General features: G+C 40.1%; 19 protein-coding genes. 10 read left to right on the top strand and 9 right to left on the bottom strand.

Annotated features, from left to right (window positions below; genetic code table 11):
• The first annotated feature begins 43 nt into the window (after positions 1 to 43).
• Positions 44 to 2,254 carry a bifunctional (p)ppGpp synthetase/guanosine-3',5'-bis(diphosphate) 3'-pyrophosphohydrolase gene (locus H6614_01680; protein ID MCB9242368.1) on the top strand — a complete coding sequence of 737 codons (2,211 nt, stop codon included), beginning with the start codon at positions 44 to 46 and terminating at the stop codon, positions 2,252 to 2,254.
• Here the strand turns inward: H6614_01680 and acpS are convergent, their stop codons facing one another.
• From acpS to H6614_01655, 5 genes are read right to left on the bottom strand one after another with little or no spacing between them, the layout of a single operon-like run.
• Complete coding sequence (gene acpS, locus H6614_01675) at positions 2,255 to 2,617, bottom strand: holo-ACP synthase (GenBank protein MCB9242367.1); 363 nt, start codon at positions 2,615 to 2,617, stop codon at positions 2,255 to 2,257.
• Positions 2,614 to 3,294 carry a TIGR02253 family HAD-type hydrolase gene (locus tag H6614_01670; protein MCB9242366.1) on the bottom strand — a complete coding sequence of 227 codons (681 nt, stop codon included), beginning with the start codon at positions 3,292 to 3,294 and terminating at the stop codon, positions 2,614 to 2,616. The genes acpS and H6614_01670 overlap by 4 nt, the downstream gene beginning before the upstream one ends.
• Before the next feature lie 6 nt (positions 3,295 to 3,300).
• Positions 3,301 to 3,714: a transcriptional repressor gene (locus H6614_01665; GenBank protein MCB9242365.1), complete on the bottom strand. Its 414-nt coding sequence runs from the start codon at positions 3,712 to 3,714 to the stop codon at positions 3,301 to 3,303.
• A 16-nt stretch (positions 3,715 to 3,730) separates the two neighbouring features.
• Positions 3,731 to 4,597 carry a 3-hydroxybutyryl-CoA dehydrogenase gene (locus H6614_01660; GenBank protein MCB9242364.1) on the bottom strand — a complete coding sequence of 289 codons (867 nt, stop codon included), beginning with the start codon at positions 4,595 to 4,597 and terminating at the stop codon, positions 3,731 to 3,733.
• An 18-nt stretch (positions 4,598 to 4,615) separates the two neighbouring features.
• Positions 4,616 to 5,920 carry a bifunctional folylpolyglutamate synthase/dihydrofolate synthase gene (locus H6614_01655; GenBank protein ID MCB9242363.1) on the bottom strand — a complete coding sequence of 435 codons (1,305 nt, stop codon included), beginning with the start codon at positions 5,918 to 5,920 and terminating at the stop codon, positions 4,616 to 4,618.
• A gap of 115 nt (positions 5,921 to 6,035) precedes the next feature.
• Here H6614_01655 and wecB point away from each other — a divergent pair, with 115 nt between their 5' ends.
• From wecB to H6614_01610, 9 genes are all read left to right on the top strand, one after another.
• Positions 6,036 to 7,175 (top strand): UDP-N-acetylglucosamine 2-epimerase (non-hydrolyzing), encoded by a 1,140-nt coding sequence (wecB, locus tag H6614_01650; GenBank protein ID MCB9242362.1) that lies wholly within the window; start codon positions 6,036 to 6,038, stop codon positions 7,173 to 7,175.
• The gene (locus H6614_01645; protein ID MCB9242361.1) at positions 7,165 to 7,893 is read left to right on the top strand and encodes an endonuclease III; all 729 of its coding nucleotides are present in this window, start codon (positions 7,165 to 7,167) and stop codon (positions 7,891 to 7,893) included. Before wecB ends, H6614_01645 begins: the two co-directional genes overlap by 11 nt.
• A gap of 15 nt (positions 7,894 to 7,908) precedes the next feature.
• On the top strand, positions 7,909 to 8,940 hold the full coding sequence (locus H6614_01640; GenBank protein ID MCB9242360.1) for a glycosyltransferase family 9 protein: 1,032 nt from the start codon (positions 7,909 to 7,911) through the stop codon (positions 8,938 to 8,940).
• 129 nt (positions 8,941 to 9,069) lie between these two features.
• A complete protein-coding gene (locus H6614_01635; protein ID MCB9242359.1) occupies positions 9,070 to 10,347 on the top strand; it encodes a POT family MFS transporter in 1,278 nt (425 codons plus the stop codon).
• A 7-nt stretch (positions 10,348 to 10,354) separates the two neighbouring features.
• Positions 10,355 to 11,377, top strand: coding sequence for a glycosyltransferase family 9 protein (locus H6614_01630; protein ID MCB9242358.1), 1,023 nt, complete (start codon positions 10,355 to 10,357; stop codon positions 11,375 to 11,377).
• 114 nt (positions 11,378 to 11,491) lie between these two features.
• Positions 11,492 to 12,430, top strand: coding sequence for a ribose-phosphate pyrophosphokinase (locus H6614_01625; GenBank protein ID MCB9242357.1), 939 nt, complete (start codon positions 11,492 to 11,494; stop codon positions 12,428 to 12,430).
• An 80-nt stretch (positions 12,431 to 12,510) separates the two neighbouring features.
• Complete coding sequence (locus tag H6614_01620; GenBank protein ID MCB9242356.1) at positions 12,511 to 13,860, top strand: 2-oxo acid dehydrogenase subunit E2; 1,350 nt, start codon at positions 12,511 to 12,513, stop codon at positions 13,858 to 13,860.
• A 138-nt stretch (positions 13,861 to 13,998) separates the two neighbouring features.
• Complete coding sequence (locus H6614_01615; protein ID MCB9242355.1) at positions 13,999 to 15,789, top strand: S8 family serine peptidase; 1,791 nt, start codon at positions 13,999 to 14,001, stop codon at positions 15,787 to 15,789.
• Positions 15,790 to 15,880: 91 nt separating this feature from the next.
• Positions 15,881 to 17,113 (top strand): T9SS type A sorting domain-containing protein, encoded by a 1,233-nt coding sequence (locus H6614_01610; protein ID MCB9242354.1) that lies wholly within the window; start codon positions 15,881 to 15,883, stop codon positions 17,111 to 17,113.
• A 7-nt stretch (positions 17,114 to 17,120) separates the two neighbouring features.
• Here H6614_01610 and H6614_01605 read toward each other — a convergent pair whose 3' ends face one another.
• Genes H6614_01605 through H6614_01590 form a run of 4 tightly spaced genes read right to left on the bottom strand, consistent with a single transcriptional unit; the run spans position 17,121 to position 20,303 of the window.
• Positions 17,121 to 17,708, bottom strand: a complete 588-nt coding sequence (locus tag H6614_01605) for a D-sedoheptulose 7-phosphate isomerase (GenBank protein ID MCB9242353.1) — start codon at positions 17,706 to 17,708, stop codon at positions 17,121 to 17,123.
• 14 nt (positions 17,709 to 17,722) lie between these two features.
• Positions 17,723 to 19,003, bottom strand: coding sequence for a hypothetical protein (locus H6614_01600; GenBank protein MCB9242352.1), 1,281 nt, complete (start codon positions 19,001 to 19,003; stop codon positions 17,723 to 17,725).
• 16 nt (positions 19,004 to 19,019) lie between these two features.
• Positions 19,020 to 19,577: a ribosome recycling factor gene (gene frr, locus H6614_01595; GenBank protein ID MCB9242351.1), complete on the bottom strand. Its 558-nt coding sequence runs from the start codon at positions 19,575 to 19,577 to the stop codon at positions 19,020 to 19,022.
• Between the two features lie 15 nt (positions 19,578 to 19,592).
• The gene (locus H6614_01590; protein ID MCB9242350.1) at positions 19,593 to 20,303 is read right to left on the bottom strand and encodes a UMP kinase; all 711 of its coding nucleotides are present in this window, start codon (positions 20,301 to 20,303) and stop codon (positions 19,593 to 19,595) included.
• Between the last annotated feature and the right edge of the window lie 16 nt (positions 20,304 to 20,319).

Raw genomic sequence — 20,319 nt, 5'->3', positions numbered from 1 at the left:
TTAGCGGATCAAAAATTTGTTTTGATTTATGAGGTAAGTTCTTATGCTAAGCAATTATAATAAAAAGAAGCTGGATGAGCTTTTGACTGCATGTCATGAAAACCTGCACACAAAGGTAGATGACAGCCTGATAACAAAAGCGTTCAAATTTTCGATGGAAGCCCATAAAAACGACAAACGGGCATCCGGGGAGCCGTATTTTACCCATCCCTATGAGGTAGCTATGATCGTCGCTAAAGAAATTCCATTGGATGACGTATCGATCGCCGCGGCTCTGCTTCACGATGTAGTAGAAGATACCAACTTTACGATGAAGGATGTAATAGCTGAATTCGGTGAGGAAGTTGCCGAGATAGTAGATGGCGCAACCAAGATGGATGGTATATTTGAAAATTATGAACAGAACCAGGTGGAGTCATATAAAAAGCTTCTGCTGTCCATGACATCGGACATCAGGGTTATGCTTGTAAAATTCGCTGACAGGCTTCACAATCTCAGAACTCTAGAGTATCTGTCAAATCCAAAGCAGATTCGAATGGCACAGGAGACACTGGAAATTTACGCTCCACTCGCGCACAGGTTCGGTCTTTCACAAGTAAAGATAGAACTTGAAGATCTTTCTTTTAAATATCTTGAAAGAAAGACATACGATGAGATAGCTAAGAAGCTAAAAGAAAAAAAACGTGAGAGAGAAAAATTTATCAGGAAGTTTATTGAGCCTATAAGACAGAGACTGATACAGGAGGGATATAAATTTGAGATCTATGGCAGGGCAAAGCACATATACAGCATTTATAAAAAGATCGAGCAAAGAAATAAGGGCGTAGAGGAAATCTACGACCTCTTTGCTATCCGAATAATCCTCGAAACAAATAACAAGAATGATTGTTTTGCCGCATATGGAATATGTTCGGAACTTTTCATACCTGTGCCGGAGAGATTTAAAGATTACATTTCCCTTCCAAAACAAAACGGGTATCAATCCATCCATACCACACTGGTAAGTAATGAAGGCAAAATGGTAGAAGTCCAGATACGCACAAGGGAAATGCACGAAGTTGCCGAGAAAGGTATCGCCGCTCACTGGAAATACAAAGAGAATATCAACACAAAAGACGAGAAGCTAGAAAACTGGATAAAGTGGATACGTGAGACGCTTGATTCTGTTGCAAAAGATGAATCAGCACCCGAGCAGATGCTGGAAAGCTTTAAACTAAACCTATACCAGGATGAGATATACTGCTTTACTCCGAAGGGTGACCTTAAAGTAATGCCAGCGGGTGCAACTGCTCTCGATTTTGCATTTGAAATACATACGCAGATCGGAACACATTGTATAGGCGCGAAGATTGACGGAAAGATCGTCAACCTTGACACAAAACTCAGAAGCGGAAGCCAGGTAGAGATAATCACATCCAAAAACCAGTTGCCAAAACGCGATTGGGAGAAGTTTGTTGTAACGCATAAGGCAAAGTCCGATATAAGAAAATTTTTCAATGCTGAAAAACGAAAAGGGGCAGATGAAGGAAAAGAGATATGGCTCAAAAAGATCAAAAAGAAGAAAGTTCATATTAATGATGACACTCTTCTTAAGCTGATACACAGACTAAAACTCAAAGATCTGCAAAACTTCTATTATATTGTATCTAGGAATGAAGAAAAGGCAGACGAAGTCATAGAAGCTTTTGAAGAAAGGCTCAAACCTACAACCGAACATAAACCTGAACTCACAAACGGATATAGCGAGGAAGCGGTATACCAGCGATTTGTCGAAAAAGCCCGCTCCGGAGCAAATGGCATAAGTCTTAAAAACGGGCAGTCAGACCGGGACCTCAAAGGACTGCATTACGAATTTGCAAAGTGCTGTAACCCGATACCCGGTGATGAAGTGCTTGGATTCATCACAAAAGGTGAAGGGATTAAAATACACCGAAAAAGCTGCAAAAATATTGTGAATCTATTTCTTCATGATCCTGATAGGATAATAGAGATAAATTGGAACGAAGACGGCGAGAACGACTTTACCGGTGGAATAAAGATAATTGGCGAGGACCGCCCCGGTATGCTGAACGAAATAACTAACACAATACTTAAAAACTTCAATATTAATATACAGGACGTAGTAATAAATAACCGTGGGTCGATGTTCGAGGGTACGTTTATACTAAACATCAAAAACCTGAAACAACTGAATAAGATTATAGACAAGATAAATAACCAGGAAGGTGTGTTTAGTGTGACAAGGTATGAGTAGTTACTCCTCGCGGGTAACTACAGCACAGGCATAGTCGTCCGTGTGTGAAATACTAATGTGATATTTATTCTCTGAAAATTCGTTATCTGCTTTGTGTATAATATACGGCTTTCCTCTCTCATCGTTTAATATCTCTATGTCTTTCCATTTAAAACTCTTTGAAATACCTGTCCCAATAGATTTTGAATAAGCTTCTTTAGATGCAAACCTGCCAGCAAAATGAAGTTCGGGCTTTGAAAATGATTTGCAATATTCGATCTCTTTTTCTGTAAGTATCCTTTGAAAAAATCTTTCGCCGTATTCTTCAATAAGGCGTTTTATCCGTTTGATATCAATTATGTCTATACCAATGCCAAGTATCACGAGTTTTCCTTTCTTACTATTTCTATCAATTCCGATATTTTACTTATCTCATAATCTGAATTTGGATGTGTGGTCTTAAAAATATCGCCATAGCGGGCAAACACAGTTTTAATACCGGCGGCTTTTGCCCCGACAATATCCTTTTCTACCCAATCCCCTATCATGAGGCATTCGTCCCCGCTTAACCCCAGGAGTTCCAGAGCTCTTTTGAATGGTACAGTCGAGGGCTTTCTCTCGCCTGTATCATCGAACGTAACTACAAAATCGAAAATATGGTGAAAGTTAAGGTATGACAGCCGCAGCCAGGCTTCTTTAGCAGGTGCGTCCGTTACCACAGCAAGTTTAATTCCCATTTTAATCAACTCGATCAATGTCGGAAAAACTCCCGGGTATGGTTTTAACGCCGCCTCTCTAGCCTTCCTGTAAGCGACAATCGCGGCGGAGAGTATTCTGTGATCAACTTTTCCATACACTCCCAGTAAGAATTGATCAAAGACCTGCTGGTATTCCATGCCTTCCCTATCGTATATGTCAGCAATTATCTCCCTTGCATCGCTATAATTCATGTCCAGACCTGCATCTACCATTGCATGTATGGCGGCTTCGACAGCGTTATTTTTCAACAGCATAAAATCTACAAGCGTATTATCAAGGTCGAATATTATTGCTTTGATCATTCGGGCTTATTTACAATTTTCGCAAATCCCAAAGAATTCCATATAATGAGTAATGTCTTTATAACCTTTCTTTTTCAAATCTTTTTCTATCTCGTAAGAAAAACAGTCTTCGATATTTTCAACCTTGCCACATTTTCTGCATACAACATGGTGATGATGCTCTCTATCAACGGTAAGTTCATAACGGGTAAAGTTATCTTTAAAATCATAAGTAGCCACGATCTTCTTACCAAGAAATGAATCCATTGTGCGGTAAATTGTAGCCTGGTCAATCTTTGTCTTCCCCAGCATATCCTGCACCTCAGCGATCGTCACGGGTTTGTGGCATTTTTTTAGAACTCGTAATATCTCAAGTCTGGGCTGAGTAATTCGGAGAGATTTTTTGGAAAGGATATCTCTTAAATAACTTTCGTTGCTCATGTCTGCTCAATCAATTTCAATCATATTTATAAAAACCTCTTTTAGTCTTTCTTCCTAAAAGATTTGCGTCAACCATTTTTCTTTGTATGTAACTTGGGCGGTATTTGGGTTCGTCAAAGTATGCTTCAAATACAGATTTTGTTACGGAAAAGTTCACATCAATTCCTATAAGATCCATTAATTGGAACGGACCCATTGCAAAACCTCCGCATGTTCTCAGCACTTTGTCAATTTTTTCAAATCCGGCTGTTCCTTCTGCCAACATCCTTAGTGATTCCCCATAATACGGTCTTGCTATTCGGTTGACAATGAAGGCAGGAGTATCCTTAGCATTTACAGGTACCTTGCCAATCTTTTTCGATAGCTCAATAGTTGCATTGACTGCTTCATCGGAAGTAAAGTCACCCCGTATAACCTCGACCAGTTTCATTATATTAGCCGGGTTAAAGAAGTGCATACCGACCACCCTCTCCCTGTTGTTCTGCACAGCAGTAGAGATGGTGGTTACAGAAAGCGATGATGTATTTGTAGCAAGAATTATATTAGGATTACATGTGCTGTCCAACCTCTTGAAAATGTCTTTTTTTAGGTCCATAATTTCAGGAACGGCTTCGATCACAAAATCTGCCTTTGCCAGATCAGAGAATTCTTTCGTAAAATCCATTCTATCCAGTACTTCATTCTTCTTGTCAGCATCCAGTTTGCCCTTTTCGATGGCTTTATTGATGTTCTTAAGTACCGACTGTCCTGCTACCCCCAGGACTTCATCGGAAATATCATAAAGAACAACCTTGTAACCCGCTATTATGCAGGAGATACCGATACCGGATCCCATTGTGCCTGAACCCAGAATACCAACTGTTTTTATATCATTTATATTCATATTTACAAATATAGCTTATTAATCCCACTTATAATATTTATTAACCTGTCTCAGAAAATCACTTACCATAAAAAATGAACCTGTTACCAATAACAGATCACCCTTATTTATCTTATCACTTATATAATGTACAGCAAGTGAGAAATCATCGATAACGACACATTTATTTTTTTGTGTAACGTGGTCGAATAATTCAAGTGGTTCAGCTGCTCTTTTATAATCAGGCTTTGTCAGAACAATATCTCCTTTTAGTTTTTCAATTTGACCAATACAGGTCTTAAAATTCTTATCCTTCAGCAAACCAAAAAGAACATAGAGTTTTTCATATTTAACATTCTTTAAGCTCTCGCAAAGGTTTGCCAATGCTTCTGGATTGTGAGAAACATCAATAATGACCTTTGGGCGAAGACGTATAAACTGGAACCTGCCGTGAAAAAGAGAATTGGAAATAATATTGGCAAAACCTTTCTTAATTATTTTATCGGTTAGTTTAATATTTTCGTTCTTAGAAATAATATTCATCGAGGCATATGAGGTAGCTATGTTATGCTTTTGATAGTCGCCCTGTGTAGGAAATTTCAGTCCGGTAAGTTCTTTCTCCCCATTATCTATGCTAAAAGTAAATCCGTTGTTATCGTATCGGTTAATCTCTACCTTAACGCAACGGTGTGCCACCGTCAATGGTGCATCTTCTTCCTCTACCCGTTTTTTTATAACATCCATAGCCGCCTGGTTTAATCTGCCAACAACACATGGTACTCCTTTTTTGATTATCCCTGCTTTTTCAAACGCTATCTTTTCTATTGTATCACCGAGATAGTCAGTGTGTTCAATCGATATAGAAGTAATTATTGATAAAATCGGAGTAAGAATATTTGTAGAGTCTAATCTTCCACCAAGCCCTGTTTCCACAACCCCGTATTCTACCTTTTTTGATTTAAAATACTCGAAAGCCATAGCCGTGTTCACTTCATAAAAGCTGGGTTTGATCTTTTCGATAAGAGGAACGAGCCTGTTAGTGAATTCTATCACGAACTTCTTCGAGATCATTTTTCCATTAACAAGTACCCTCTCCCGGAAATCGAGTATATGAGGAGACGTGTACAGACCCGTGCTTTTACCTGCCTGGATTAGCATAGAGTTTAATATCGAGGCAACCGTGCCTTTGCCGTTAGTTCCGGCAATATGAATTGCCTTAAAAGAGTCCTGCGGATTACCTAGAAATTCGAGAAGTGAGGTAATATTATTCAGGTCGTATTTAATACCGGCCCTTTCAAGCCCGAAAAGCCAGTCCAGGCAGGCATTGTAATCGGTGAATTTCAAAGCTAAAGCGTAGATTAGTAGTCAAAATATCCAATTAATAGGTTATATTCAGTATAATTATATATTAACTAATGCATTTTTTTTATAAATTGGATTAATAAACCCGGTAATTATAGTGAAAAAGATCCTTTCGGTAGTGGGAGCCAGACCAAACTTTATGAAAATGGCTCCCGTCCACAAAGAACTCCAGAGATATAAGTCAAAGCTAAATCATAGAATTGTTCACACCGGACAACACTATGACAAAGCTATGTCCGATGTATTTTTTAAGGAGCTGGAATTGCCGAAGCCTCATATTTATCTTGGGATAGGTTCCCTTCCACACTCGGAGCAAGTAGCAAAAATAATGGTAGGACTGGAAAAAGTCTTGCTGAAAGAAAAACCGGATCTAGTACTTGTATATGGTGATGTAAACTCGACAATGGCAGCCGCTATAGTATGCGCTAAACTCCTGATAAAAAACGGAAAGCCGATTCCGGTCGCGCATATAGAGGCGGGGTTGAGGAGTTTTGACAACACGATGCCGGAAGAGATAAATAGAAAAGTCACGGACTCTATTTCGTCCTACCTTTTCGTCACGGAGAAAAGCGGAATGGAAAATCTAACTAACGAAGGAGTAAAAAAGAGCAATGTCTTCTTCGTAGGGAATACAATGATAGATTCGCTGAAATCCTATATGAGAAAAACTGAAGCTTCCGATATTCTAAATCAATTGGCTCTTTCAAAAAATGACTACACGCTGGTAACACTGCACCGGCCATCGAATGTGGACACAAAGGAGGGGCTGACAAAGATACTGGATATATTTACATCAATAAATGCACTGAACAAAAATACCGAGATAGTATTTCCGGTCCATCCGAGGACACGAAAGATGATGGAGACGTATAAGCTTCGCAGGAAATTTAATGCCGTGCCAAATCTCATCATAACCGAACCGCTCGGCTATCTGGATTTCCTTAGCCTGATGATGAATGCTAGATACGTTCTAACTGATTCAGGCGGCATTCAGGAGGAAACGACATCGTTAAAGATACCGTGCCTTACCCTTCGTGAGAATACTGAAAGACCTGTCACTGTTGATGAAGGTACAAACACCCTAACTGGGCTTAATAAGAACGCAATAATAAAAAACATCAAAAAAATAGAATCCGGTAAATACAAATCCGGAACTTCCCCTAAATATTGGGACGGTAAATCCGCCCAAAGAATAGTAAGCGTGATTCGTGAATTAATGAATAATAATGTCAAATAAGAAGTTAGATAAAGTAGTAGCAAAACTCGAAGTGTTTTTTAACGATAAACGTGACGAGAAGAAAACGAATAAACCAACGATACTCGACCTCCTTATTGCAACAAAGCTTTCCCAAAACACAACCGATAAAACCTCGTACCGCGCATTTGTTAACCTTAAAAATACCTTTCCCACATGGGACGACGTAGCAGATGCCCCGGTTAACAAAATAAAAGATGCTATAAAGGTATGCGGACTTGCTAATACAAAAGCCAGGCAGATCAAAGTGATGCTTAAACAAATGAGGGAAAAGTATGGCAAACTGGACCTGAGTTTCCTGAAGAAAATGAAAGATGATAAGGTTTATGACGAGCTCTTGCAATATGATGGGATCGGAGTAAAAACCATTTCATGTGTGCTGGCATTTTCCCTTGGAAGGGATGTATTCCCGGTCGATACTCACGTTCATCGTATATTGAATCGGCTCGGACTCGTACATACAAATACCGCCGAGAAGACCTTCGAGGAGATTAAAGACCGGATCCCGAAAGGCAAAAAGCCCACTTTCCATAATAACCTCATTAAATTTGGTAGAAATATATGCAGAGCAAATAACCCGCTTTGCAGTATATGCTTTCTATATACAGAATGTGAATTCCCGGAAAGAGAAATGTTCAGGGATAAGGAAATTCCATTAAATATCACCGAAAATAACTTTATTATATTCGAAAACATCTAACCGAAGCATCATTAAGTGGTAATAGATAAGAACAGGGTCAAAAAGATACTAATAATCAAATTCGGGGGAATAGGCGACCTGCTTCTCACCACGCCGGTTTTTCCAAATCTCAGAAGTTACTTCCCGGATGCTGAGATATATGTACTCACCCTGAGAAAAGGCAGAGATGTACTCATAGACAATCCATACTTGAAGCGCGTCTTTACCTACGACCCGACTGAAGACAAATCATGGTGCCTTATAAAGAACATCCGAAAACAAAAATATGATCTAATAATAGATCTATATTGTAATCCCCGAACAGCACTTATAACTTTTCTTAGCGGAGCAAAGTACCGCTTTGGTTTCGAATTTAGGGGACGAAGCTATGCATATAATATTAAAATGAAAGGAAGAGGCGGTGAAGTCCACAACGTCGACTTTAATCTCGATGCATTACGGAAAATGGACATCCCTATCACTTCGAAACAGCTCATGCTACCGCTCAATGTTGTCCACAGAGAATTTGCGGAGGATTTTATTAAGAGTAATAACATCGATTCAAAACCCATACTAGGGATATCCCTAACTGGTGGCTGGGAAGCGAAACGTTACAAGATGAATGACTATATCGAACTGATCCGAATGATACTAAATATGTATGATATTAATATAGTCCTACTCTGGGGAAATGATGAAGAAAAAAAGGAGGCTAAAGAGATTCATGCCGTATTTAAAGATAAATCCTTTATCATTCCCGATAGTCCAATAAAATATCTTGGAGCAATAATAGAGAGGTGCGACGCAATCATAGGAAACGACTCAGGTCCCCTCCACCTGGCAGTTGCTACAGGTGTCCCGACACTCGGCATATATGGACCAACAAACCCCTTACTGCAAGGACCCTATGGTGATAAGAATCTCACAGTCGTTAAAGAAGGCCTCGACTGCCTTTACTGTAATCTTCTCGAATGCCCGATTGGAAACCTGTGCATGGTAGAATTGGCAAAAGATAGCTTAATTGCCAAATTTAATGAATTGATAGCTATTAATAATATAAAATTTTAATTATTTTAAAATCAATATACTGTTAAAAATTACGGGGATTTCCACGTGAGCGAACAATCCAATAAATTTCCTAGAGGTATTCCCTACATAATAGGGAATGAACTTGCCGAAAGGTTCAGCTACTATGGAATGAAAGCGATCCTTGTCGTTTTCATGACACAATATCTGATGAATAGTAGCGGTGTTGTAGATACCATGAGTGATACTGATGCAAAAGCATGGTACCACTACTTCTCGATGGCAAATTATTTCTTTCCTATCATTGGAGCAATAGTAGCCGATGTATTTTGGGGGAAATATAAGACGATAATCACATTATCCATAGTATATGTTATGGGTCATGTTGCTCTTGCATTGGACGATACAACACTCGGTCTCTCTATTGGACTTACACTCATCGCCATGGGCTCCGGCGGTATAAAGCCCTGTGTTTCGGCTCACGTCGGTGACCAGTTCGAGGAAAAGAACAAACAACTAATAGAAAAAATATTTGGATATTTTTACTTTTCAATAAACCTTGGTGCAGCTATATCGACTCTGCTCACCCCATACCTGCTGGAGGTAGCCGGACCTCACGTTGCTTTTGGTGTTCCCGGACTGCTCATGCTCATCGCTACTATAGTATTCTGGATGGGACGGAAAGTCTTTGTTGCGATACCACCTGTAGGCTGGAAACAGTATAAATCGGATGTCTTTAGCCCAGCCGGGAAGAAAGCAATAGTCAACCTTAGTGTAATGTATGTTTTTATTGCAATATTCTGGTCGCTCTTTGATCAGACCGGTTCATCATGGGTACTGCAGGCAGAAGATATGGATAAACACGTTAATCTTGGGTTTGTAAAGTTTGACTTGCTGGCGTCACAGATACAGGCTATTAATCCGCTCCTCATAATGATATTTATCCCCTTATTTACATACGCAGTTTATCCGCTTCTGAATAAGATTTTTGAACTCACAGCGATTAGAAAGATAATGATCGGGATGTTTATAGCCGCATTCTCTTTTGCGCTGATCGCAATAGCCCAAATGCAGATAGACGCCGGAGCCACGCCGAGTATTCTGTGGCAGTTCTTTGCTTATATTATCCTGACCGCTTCGGAAGTTATGGTATCTATTACAGGTTTAGAATTCTCATATACACAGGCACCAAACAGTATGAAATCTTTTATAATGGGATTGTGGCTATTATCTGTTTCACTGGGTAACTTGGTTGCCGCATTGGTAAATTCATTCATAGAAAGAAGTGATGGGACATATATACTCGATGGAGCAGAATATTTCTGGTTCTTTGCTGGGCTAATGTTCATTACATCCATAGTATTCTTATTTATTGCAAAGAGATACAAAGCAGAAAGCTATATACAGACACGGGATCAACTCCCATCTCCGCTTTTGACGGAAAATTAGTATTGATTTGAAAAAAATACTTATTGCAAGAACCGACAGGGTCGGCGACGTGGTGATGATAACTCCCATGATACGGGAGTTGAAAAGAACATATCCTGACTCATTCATCGCCGCCCTTGTCAGCAAGTACACATCGGACATACTCCTCCATAATCCGCATTTGGATGATATAATAATCGACGAACCTGATAAAAATTTCTGGAAAACCGTAAGACAAATCCGCAAGCATAAGTTCACCGACGGACTTCTCACCTGGCCAATGAAAAGACCCGCCTATCAAATGTTCCTGGGGGGAGTAAAAAACAGAATAGGTGTAGGGCGTAAACTATACGAAGTTATAACTTTCATGAAAAGCGTCTCACGCAATGATTACACTCCCCTCCGACACGAGGCAGATTACTGTATGGATCTTGCGCGAAGGATCGGTGTAGAAACGGACGATCTAACTCCGGAGATTTTCGTAACACCGGAAGAAAAAGACACAGCACACGAGTTTCTTACCGGGAGAAATGTTTACAAGACTGATAAAAAAATTATAATTCATACCGGTTACGGGCATTCCTCCCCTAACTGGAGCGAGAATAAATATTTCGAACTTGCAAAAGAAATTCTTGAAAGAAGTGGACCTGATACAAAATTGATCCTCACCGCCCCGGAAATGACAGTAACTCTTTCAGAAAAACTTGCATCTGTTAACAGCGATAGAATAATTGATCTTTCCCGTCATATTCTTTCATTAAGAGAATTAATCGGTTTGATATCAGTATGTGATGTTGTTGTTTCATCTTCTACCGGTCCTATGCACTTGGCTTCCGCAATGGGAGTGAATACAGTAAGCATTTTTTGCCATAATGCGATGTGCAGAGTAAAGCGCTGGGGTGCATTAGGAGATAAGGCACATAATATTGAAGTGGCAAGTGAATTCTGCCGTAATAACTGCCATGAGGTTGTGGAGGAATGTCGGATTGAAGCAGGTATTGGGATACATAGAGTATTGAATGAAATCCTCCCCCTAATAAGTCACTCATAAATAAGCCATTTAAAACTTCCTGATATTGTCCATTAAAATATAAGTAAATTGAAATTGAAGCCATATTTTAATAATTTACAAAACCTTTACATTAGGAAATCTTCTAAATAATTAATGTCAAATCTCAAAGTTTTTTCCGGCAGAGCATCGGAATATCTTGCCAAAGATATTGTAAAACACCTGGAGTTAACTCTCGGTAAAGCAGATTTTAAGACCTTCTCGGACGGCGAGATCTGGATGAAATATAATGAGAATATCCGCGGACAGGATGTCTTCATCGTCCAATCCACAAACCCACCGTTTGAAAACCTGATGGAGCTTCTTGTAATGATAGACGCTGCGAAAAGAGCATCTGCAAACAGGATAAATGCTGTAATACCTTATTTTGGTTATGCACGTCAGGATAGGAAAGATGAACCCCGCGTAGCTATCTCGGCAAAGCTTGTGGCTAATATGCTCGTAACAGCAGGAGCCGAAAGAATAATTACCATGGACCTGCATGCACCACAGATACAGGGATTCTTCGATATTCCCGTTGATCACCTTTACTGTTCACGTGTATTTTTTAAGCACATCAAAAAGAATGGCTTAAAGAACCTCGTAGTGGCATCACCGGATGTTGGAGGGATTAAAATGGCGAGGGCTTATGCAAAGAAACTAAATACCGAACTTGTACTAATTGATAAACGCCGTCCAAAACCGAATGTGGCTGAAGTAATGAACATTATCGGTGATGTCGAAGGAAAGAACGTTCTTATCATAGATGACCTTATAGACACCGGCGGTACTTTTGTAAATGCGGTGGAAGCTCTTAAAGGTCAAGGCGCAGAGGAGATCTACGGCATTTGTACACACGCTATTCTTTCCGGAAATGCCATCGATAAGATAAATAAATCCAGTATTAGCAAACTAATGATTTCCAATACATTACCTCTAAAAAAACCTTCCCCGAAAATAGAGGTGATCTCGGTAGGAAAAATATTCGCCCAGGCAATAAGGCGAACAAATAAAAACGAATCAATTAGCTCATTATTTGATACTTATAAAGGTTAATTTTACTGAATTGAATCGGTAAAAATATATATTTATTTTAGCTTTTATTGAAAAACTTATAAAACCGGAGATTTAATACGATGGCTGATGTAATCATGCCGAAAATGGGTGAATCGATCACCGAAGGAACGATACTTACATGGCACAAAAAGCCCGGCGATACAATTAATGTTGATGAAACAATAGTCGAAGTTTCCACAGATAAAGTAGATACTGAAATTCCCTCCCCCGAAAGCGGTACCATAACAGAATTAATGTATAATGAAGGCGATGTAGTTGAAGTAGGGAAAGTTATTGCTAAAATAGATACAGGTAACGGTGAGGCGCCAAAAAAAGAGGAAAAGCAGGAAGTAAAACAGGAAGAGCCAGCCAAAGAAGAACCTAAACAAGAAGAAGTAATTGAAGTCATCGAAGAGAAGAAACCGGAACCAGTCGAGATGAGTGCTTCATCCGGAAGCAGATTCTACTCACCTCTCGTAATGAATATTGCTAAAGAAAACGGAATTGGTTTTGCAGAACTTGAAAGCATACCCGGAACTGGGAAAGAAGGACGTGTATCAAAGAAAGACATCCTCGATTACCTCGAAAGAAGAACGAAAAGTGACGTAAAAGCTCCGGCACCTAAAGAAGAAGTGAAAGTAGAAGTCAAACAACAAGCTCCTGCACCCGAGAAAAAGAAGGTTGAACTTCCAAAGTTCGAAGTTGATTATAATGAAGAAGGTCTTTCCATGATGGAGTTTGATAATGTAAGGCAAAAAATGGCTGAGCACATGGTTGCTTCGGTCAATATCTCACCTCATGTTAATGCAATTGCTGAAGTGGATATGAGCCGTGTCGATAAGGTGAGAAAAGAAATGAACAAAGAGTTTGAAGGCAAGGAAGGATTCAAGCTTACTTACATGCCTTTCATAGCTGAGGCAGTAATAAAAGCTCTGAAGGACTTCCCGCTTGTTAATTCAATTATAGACGATTCGTCCGCGCCGTACAAAGCCATAATGAGAAATAAAATTAACCTCGGTATGGCAGTCGCAATGGAAAATGGTGGACTTATAGTACCTGTCATTCATGATGCCGACGGCAAGAACCTTGTTGGGCTTGCACGAAGCATCAATGATCTCGGAAAAAGAGCTCGCGTCAAGAAGCTTACCCTCGACGAGATACAGGGAGGTACATTCACAATTTCCAATTTCGGCGTATTCGGAAACATAATTGGCACAATGATAATCAACCAGCCCCAGGTCGCAATTCTGGGAGTTGGTGCTATCAAAAAACGCCCTATGGCTCTCTCCACAGAAGAGGGAGATTTCGTCGTGATAAGGCCTATGATGTACCTTACGTTATCTTTCGATCACAGGCTTATTGACGGAGCGCTCGGCGGTCAATTCGTGATGAGGATTGCTCATTACTTAGAGAACTACACACAAGAGTAATTTAGCGGCATGCTAAATCAAAGGGGAAAAATAGAGGGGATAATTTCGCTCCGCGAAATGTCCCCTTTTTTTCTTTAAACTTTTATTGAACTGTTTCTCTTTATATAAGTATAAACAGAAACTTTAATTCGGAGAATCATGAGGAGATATATCCAAAGAATTACTGTTCTGTTTGCTATTTTGCTGTTTTTTTCGGCAAATATACAAGCAGACGAAACCCCCGACGCAAAATACTGGATAATATTCAAAGATAAGGGGCAATACAAACCCGGTGAAAAGATCACGCCCGGATCTGACGCATATGAAACCGGGAAATCACTTCTCTCGGACAGAGCAATAAAACGCAGGCTCAAAGTTCTCGACGAAAACAATCTCATAGATTATATGGATCTTCCTCTTGATCAGCGGTATGTAAGCGGTATCCAGAGTATGGGTGTCGAGATTATTGCTAAGTCAAGATGGCTAAACGGAGTAAGCGCATACCTCACCGAATCGCAGGTAAATAAGATTAAGAAATTAAATTATGTAGATCACCTGCAGATAGTAAATAAAATGATAAAGCAGGACGTCTCAATGACAGAAGAAACCTATTATGACGGGTTGAGATCCGTTGAATACATTGAGCCAACTGATACAAATCTCTATAAATATGATTATGGTCCTTCGTTAAAACAAAATGAGTCTGTAAACGTCCCAAAATTACATAACATGGGTGTTACAGGCAGAGGTGTACTTATAGCAAGCTTCGATGACGGTTTCGAATGGAAAACACACGAGGCACTGAAGAACCTGCTTATAATAGATGAATATGATTTTATTAATAAGGATAAAAACACAGCAAGAGAAAAAGTACAAAAATATAAAGATTCATTTGACCAGGGGGGACATGGTACAGCAACTCTCTCATCAATGATGGGTTACGCTCCGGGTAAATTGATCGGTCCTGCCTTTGATTCACAGATACTCCTTGCAAAGACCGAATACGTCAGCAGTGAGGTTCCGATGGAAGAAGATTTTTGGCTCGAAGCTGCCGAGTGGGCTGAAGCCTATGGAGTAGACGTTATAACCAGCTCACTCATTTACAAAGATTACGATCCTCCATATGATAAGAACACATACAAATACGAAAACTATGATGGCAATACTGCCATTACAACCATAGCCGGCGACCGAGCCGCATATCTTGGCATCGTTGTAGTAAATGCAATGGGTAATTATTACCAGACAGCTATTCCATCACTTGGGTCAGCAGCAGACGGCGACTCAATTATTTCTGTTGGAGCGGTAACTACCGACGGCCAGATAGCAAGCTTCACATCAAATGGTCCAACAAGCGATGGACGAACAAAACCCGATGTCGTTGCTCCCGGAGTAAGGGTATATGTTGCAGCTATGAGTGATAAAAAAGAGGACGGTTATAGATTCTCAGATGGAACGTCTTTTTCCACTCCAATAACAGCAGGAGTTGCGGCTCTTATATTATCAGTTCATCCTGAGCTGACCCCGATGCAAGTTCGTGATGCCCTCAGAAATACAGCAAGTAACCCCAATAATCCAAATAATATTACCGGCTGGGGTGTCATAAATGCTTATGACGCTGCGTTATATTATGGAATGATATGGAGCAATGAGCCTCAGTATTCACATGCTGATAAAACAATGTCAACTTACCTCGCATCGAAAGATGTAATAGACCCGAATAGTGTTAAGTTTTATTATAAACAGGATGGAAGTGATGAATTTACCGAAGTTTCTATGGAGCTCATCGAACCGATGAATGACGGAAATAACTCTGGTCTATATAGCGCGACTGTGGATAACCTCCCGATGACCGGTAAGTTCGATTACTATTTCTACGCTAAAACCCTTAACGGAGACGACTCTTACTATCCGTACTGGGCTAAGGATATGTACTCCGCAGGACAATAAGACTTTATGCATACAAATTTTTAAGCTTATACCTTAATTGGTATAAGCTTTTTTATTATATTTTACCAGTTCAGAAATAAAGATAAGTGGCATGAGACTAATATATACCCTTCTTGCAATCATACTTATATCAAGTACTGCAAATTCCCAAACCTGGGTACAAAAACTAAACGGACGAAGCGTATGGTCATTGACAAAGGATGATCAGGGCAATATATATGCAGGCGGTCTCACTGGAGCTAATTCACGTATATGGAGATCTTCTAACGGTGGAGATAGCTGGGACACAATATACGCCGGTGCAGGCAATACTATGTGGGCAATCGATTTCGATGATAACGGAAATATCTTTGTAGCCAATTACTCCGATGGGCTTTTGATATCTACAAACGGAGGCGCAAATTTCACTGTTTTAAGCACCACAGCTTTTAATAGCGAGAAGCCTCAGGGAGTTGCATGCGGGTCCAACGGCTATGTATTCGTATCAACATCGATGGGATTTTTCAGAAGTACTAACTCCGGAGCAAATTTCACACAAACCGGGTTAACAGGGTTAAATGTCCTCCCTGTTCTTGTCGATAAAGACAGCTCCAATATAGTTTACGTGGGAGTAAGTTCGGGAACAGGTACAGGTATAGGATTTTACCGCTCTACTGATAACGGAGCGACTTTCAGCGCGAATCTTAATTCGGGTAAGAACGGTTACAGCCTGTTTCAGAATACAGATGGTTCCCTATATATGGTAACGACTACATCACCTTACAACGTTGATAAGTCAACAAATAAAGGCTTAACCTGGAGCACTTTGGGTAATGCGCTCTCTGCTACGCGCGGAGTTACACTCGATCTTGCAGGGAATATCTACCTAACCGGAAACGGCGGCGCGTACAAATCGACAAACGGCGGAACCTCATTTACTAATTTTAATCTTACGGGATCATGCACACCTGTCTTAACTTACCAGAATAAGATCCTCGTTGGCTCTATCAGCGGATCTATTGGTGTGAACATCTTTACCGATTCAACAATATCCGGCATAGAGCCGGGAAGTATACTTCCTGCAGGATTTTCACTCGGACAAAATTATCCCAACCCGTTCAACCCAGAAACGAATATTAAGTTTTCGATACCTGTCGCCTCGGATGTAATGATAATTTTATATGATATATCGGGAAGAGAAGTGAAGACTCTGCTTAATGGATATAAAAATCCCGGGGTATACGAAATTAAAATTAATGCGGATGGATTATCCAGCGGAGTTTATTTCTATAAAATGACAGCAAACGCATCCTCAGAAATTAGAAAAATGGTTGTGATGAAATAGACAGATTCTAATTTCCGTAGACTTCCCTCTCGCCAGCTTCACATAATATGTGACCTATTGTAATATGACCTTCCTGTATCCTTTGTGTATTCTCAGACGGCACAACTATCGGTATATCGACCATATTCGCAAGCCTTCCTCCATCTTTTCCAAGGAAGCCAATTGTTGTCATGTTCTTTGATTTCGCCATCTCGACTGCCTTCAGCACATTAGGAGATGTACCGCTTGTAGATATGGCTACCAGAATATCACCTTCATTTCCAAGTCCTTCCACGTTCCTGGCAAAAATATTTTCAAACCCAATGTCATTCCCGCCTGCTGTTATATTTGATGTATCGGTTGTTAATGCTATTGCTCCGATCGCCGGACGCTTAATGTCATGCGACATCCTTATCATGAATTCCGTAGCCAGGTGCTGGGCATCTGCCGCGCTTCCCCCATTCCCGCAAAAAAGAATCTTTTTGCCGTCTTTTATTGCATCTCTCACGGCATCACATGCATTATTAATGTCATCTTTGCATTTTTCCAGAATAAGCTTTTTCACTTCTGAACTTTCAATCAGCGATTCATCTATGAATTTATTTCTGTCAAACATTACTATTTATTTTATTATACAATTTTTTCTACGATTTTCTTTGCGGTACCAAGGCTGCCCTCGAATACAAACCTGCATCCCCTGGCCATCGAATCATGCAATTCCTTATCTTTCAGTACATTGCGGAAATTTCTGTAAAAAGTCCTCTGATCTTCCACCACTTTCCCGCATCCGCTTTTAAGCAATATCACATCCTCATCGGAGTTTTTCACCTTATTGGCAAAAAACACCGGCATATTAAATATAGCAGGTTCCAATATGTTATGAAGTCCTGATTTTAGTCCACCTCCTACATAGCTCACATATCCTATCGAATATAATGACATCAATATGCCGATCCTATCCACAATAATAAGATTCTCATTGTTATAATTCTCTATGTTAGAGTACCGTATACTTTTAATATTTTCATACTTTTCCCTGATGGTCTTTTCTATGATGTCAATCTTCTTCTCTTTGGGTTCATGCGGAACAAGCAATGTAAGCAGGTCTTTCTCGTATTCCATTATTTTGTTTACAACCGGGAGAATAACATCCTCATCATCTTTCCATGAGCTTCCTATAACAAAAACTTTTCGATCCTTTATTATCTCGGAAGGAATTACATCATCATACTGTTTGTTCAACGATGCGGCGTATACCCTTTCATATTTAGAGTCACCAACCAGCCTGATCTCAGTCCTCTGTGTATCCAGATATCTAGAGTAGCTGTCTCTATCCTCTTCGTCAATCACAAATATTACGTCGATCATATTATAGAGAGCCCTCTTCATGGATTTAAATACCGGGAGTTTCCAAAACACATCCTTTTCATCGAGCCTGGCGTTGGCGATTATAAGCTTTATCCCCCTTCTCTTCGCTTCATATACAAGATTGTACCATAGGTCATACCGCATAAATATTATGGCATCAAATTTACCCGCATCGAGAAATTTTCTAACCTTTTTAACCGAATCGAATGGCAGATACGTCTTAACGATATTCTCGTGAGGTATCTTAGAATTCTTATATCCGGACGGTGAAAAGAAGCTTACCGTTATAACAAAGCCCTTCCCCTCCATTTCCTCCATGAGTGGAATTGCCTGCTGGTACTCACCTAAAGATGAACAATGAATTAGTATATGTCTTCCTTCTCCGTTCAAATGCGAAAGGGATCTACTCAGTTTCCTGAATAGATCCCTTCTTCCTTTAAAACCTTCTCGTACTTTAGAATTAAAAATCCCGTATATCTTAAACCCCAGCCATAATGCCGGGATCACGAATGAATTGTAAATGATAAACCAAAAATGGCGCATCGCGTACGGGGTTTATTTAAACCTCCATTACTTCTTTCTCTTTTGAATCTACAAGGTTATCGATTTCCTTTGTATGGTTATCGGTCAGCTTTTGCAGTTCTGTCTCAGCATGCTTTCTCTCATCTTCAGAAACATGGTCTTCTTTCTCGGACTTTTTAAGCTTTTCCATATCATCTCTCCTGATATTTCTTACTGCAACCTTCCCCTCTTCACCTGCTTTTTTAACAAGTTTCACCATTTCCTTTCTTCTTTCTTCGTTCAATGGGGGGATAGGAATCCTGATAAGATTTCCATCATTTGCAGGATTAAGTCCCAGGTCAGCAGCCATGATCGCTTTCTCTATTGCAGGAATTACCGTTTTATCCCATGGCTGAACAGTAATTGTATGAAAGTCCGGCGTATTAACGTTTGCTACCTGGCTGATTGGTGTTGGTGTCCCGTAATAATCTACCTTTACACTATCCAGCATATTGGAGCTCGCCTTACCTGTCCTGATCTTCATCATTTCATCCTTTACATGCTCCACTGCCTTTTCCATCCTGGCATTCGCTTCTTTTAAAATATCCTTAATCATAATGCTATTCTTTGATTATGAAATAATTGTACCGATTTTTTCACCGGATACGACCTTAGCAAGGTTTCCCTTACCATTCATATTAAATACCTGAATGGGAAGGTCATTTTCTTTACATAAGGTCACCGCTGTCATGTCCATCACGCGAAGATTCTTCTCAAGTACATCATTATATGTAAGTGTATCGAACATGCTCGCATCCTTGTTCTTCTCAGGATCGGAATCATATACGCCATCCACCTTCGTTCCCTTAATAATAACGTCTGCCTTTATTTCTATTGCTCTGAGTGCCGCCGCGGTATCGGTAGTAAAATACGGGCTTCCCGTCCCTGCCGCGAATATAACCACCCTCTTCTTCTCGAGGTGTCTTATTGCTCTTCTGCGAATGAAAGGTTCTGCTATCTCATCCATCTTTATCGCCGACTGAACCCTGGTATATATATTACGCATTTCGAGTGCATTCTGGAGTGCAAGTGAATTTATCACCGTCGCCAGCATACCCATCTGGTCACCCGTCACACGGTCAACCCCCTGCTGTGCTGCTGATAATCCGCGGTAAATATTACCGCCCCCAATCACTATACCAATCTCGATGCCTGATTCTTTAATGCCGGCTATCTCATCGGAAATATGCTCCACAACACCGGAATCAATTCCGAAGTTCTGTGTACCCAGCAGTGCTTCACCGCTTAATTTAAGAAGTATTCTCTTATACTTTAAATCCAAATGAGATTTTTTTAAA

The sequence above is a fragment of the Ignavibacteriales bacterium genome, assembly GCA_020635255.1.
Lineage (GTDB): Bacteria > Bacteroidota > Ignavibacteria > Tepidaquicellales > Tepidaquicellaceae > JAEYVS01.
This window is presented reverse-complemented; position numbering and strand designations above follow the sequence as displayed.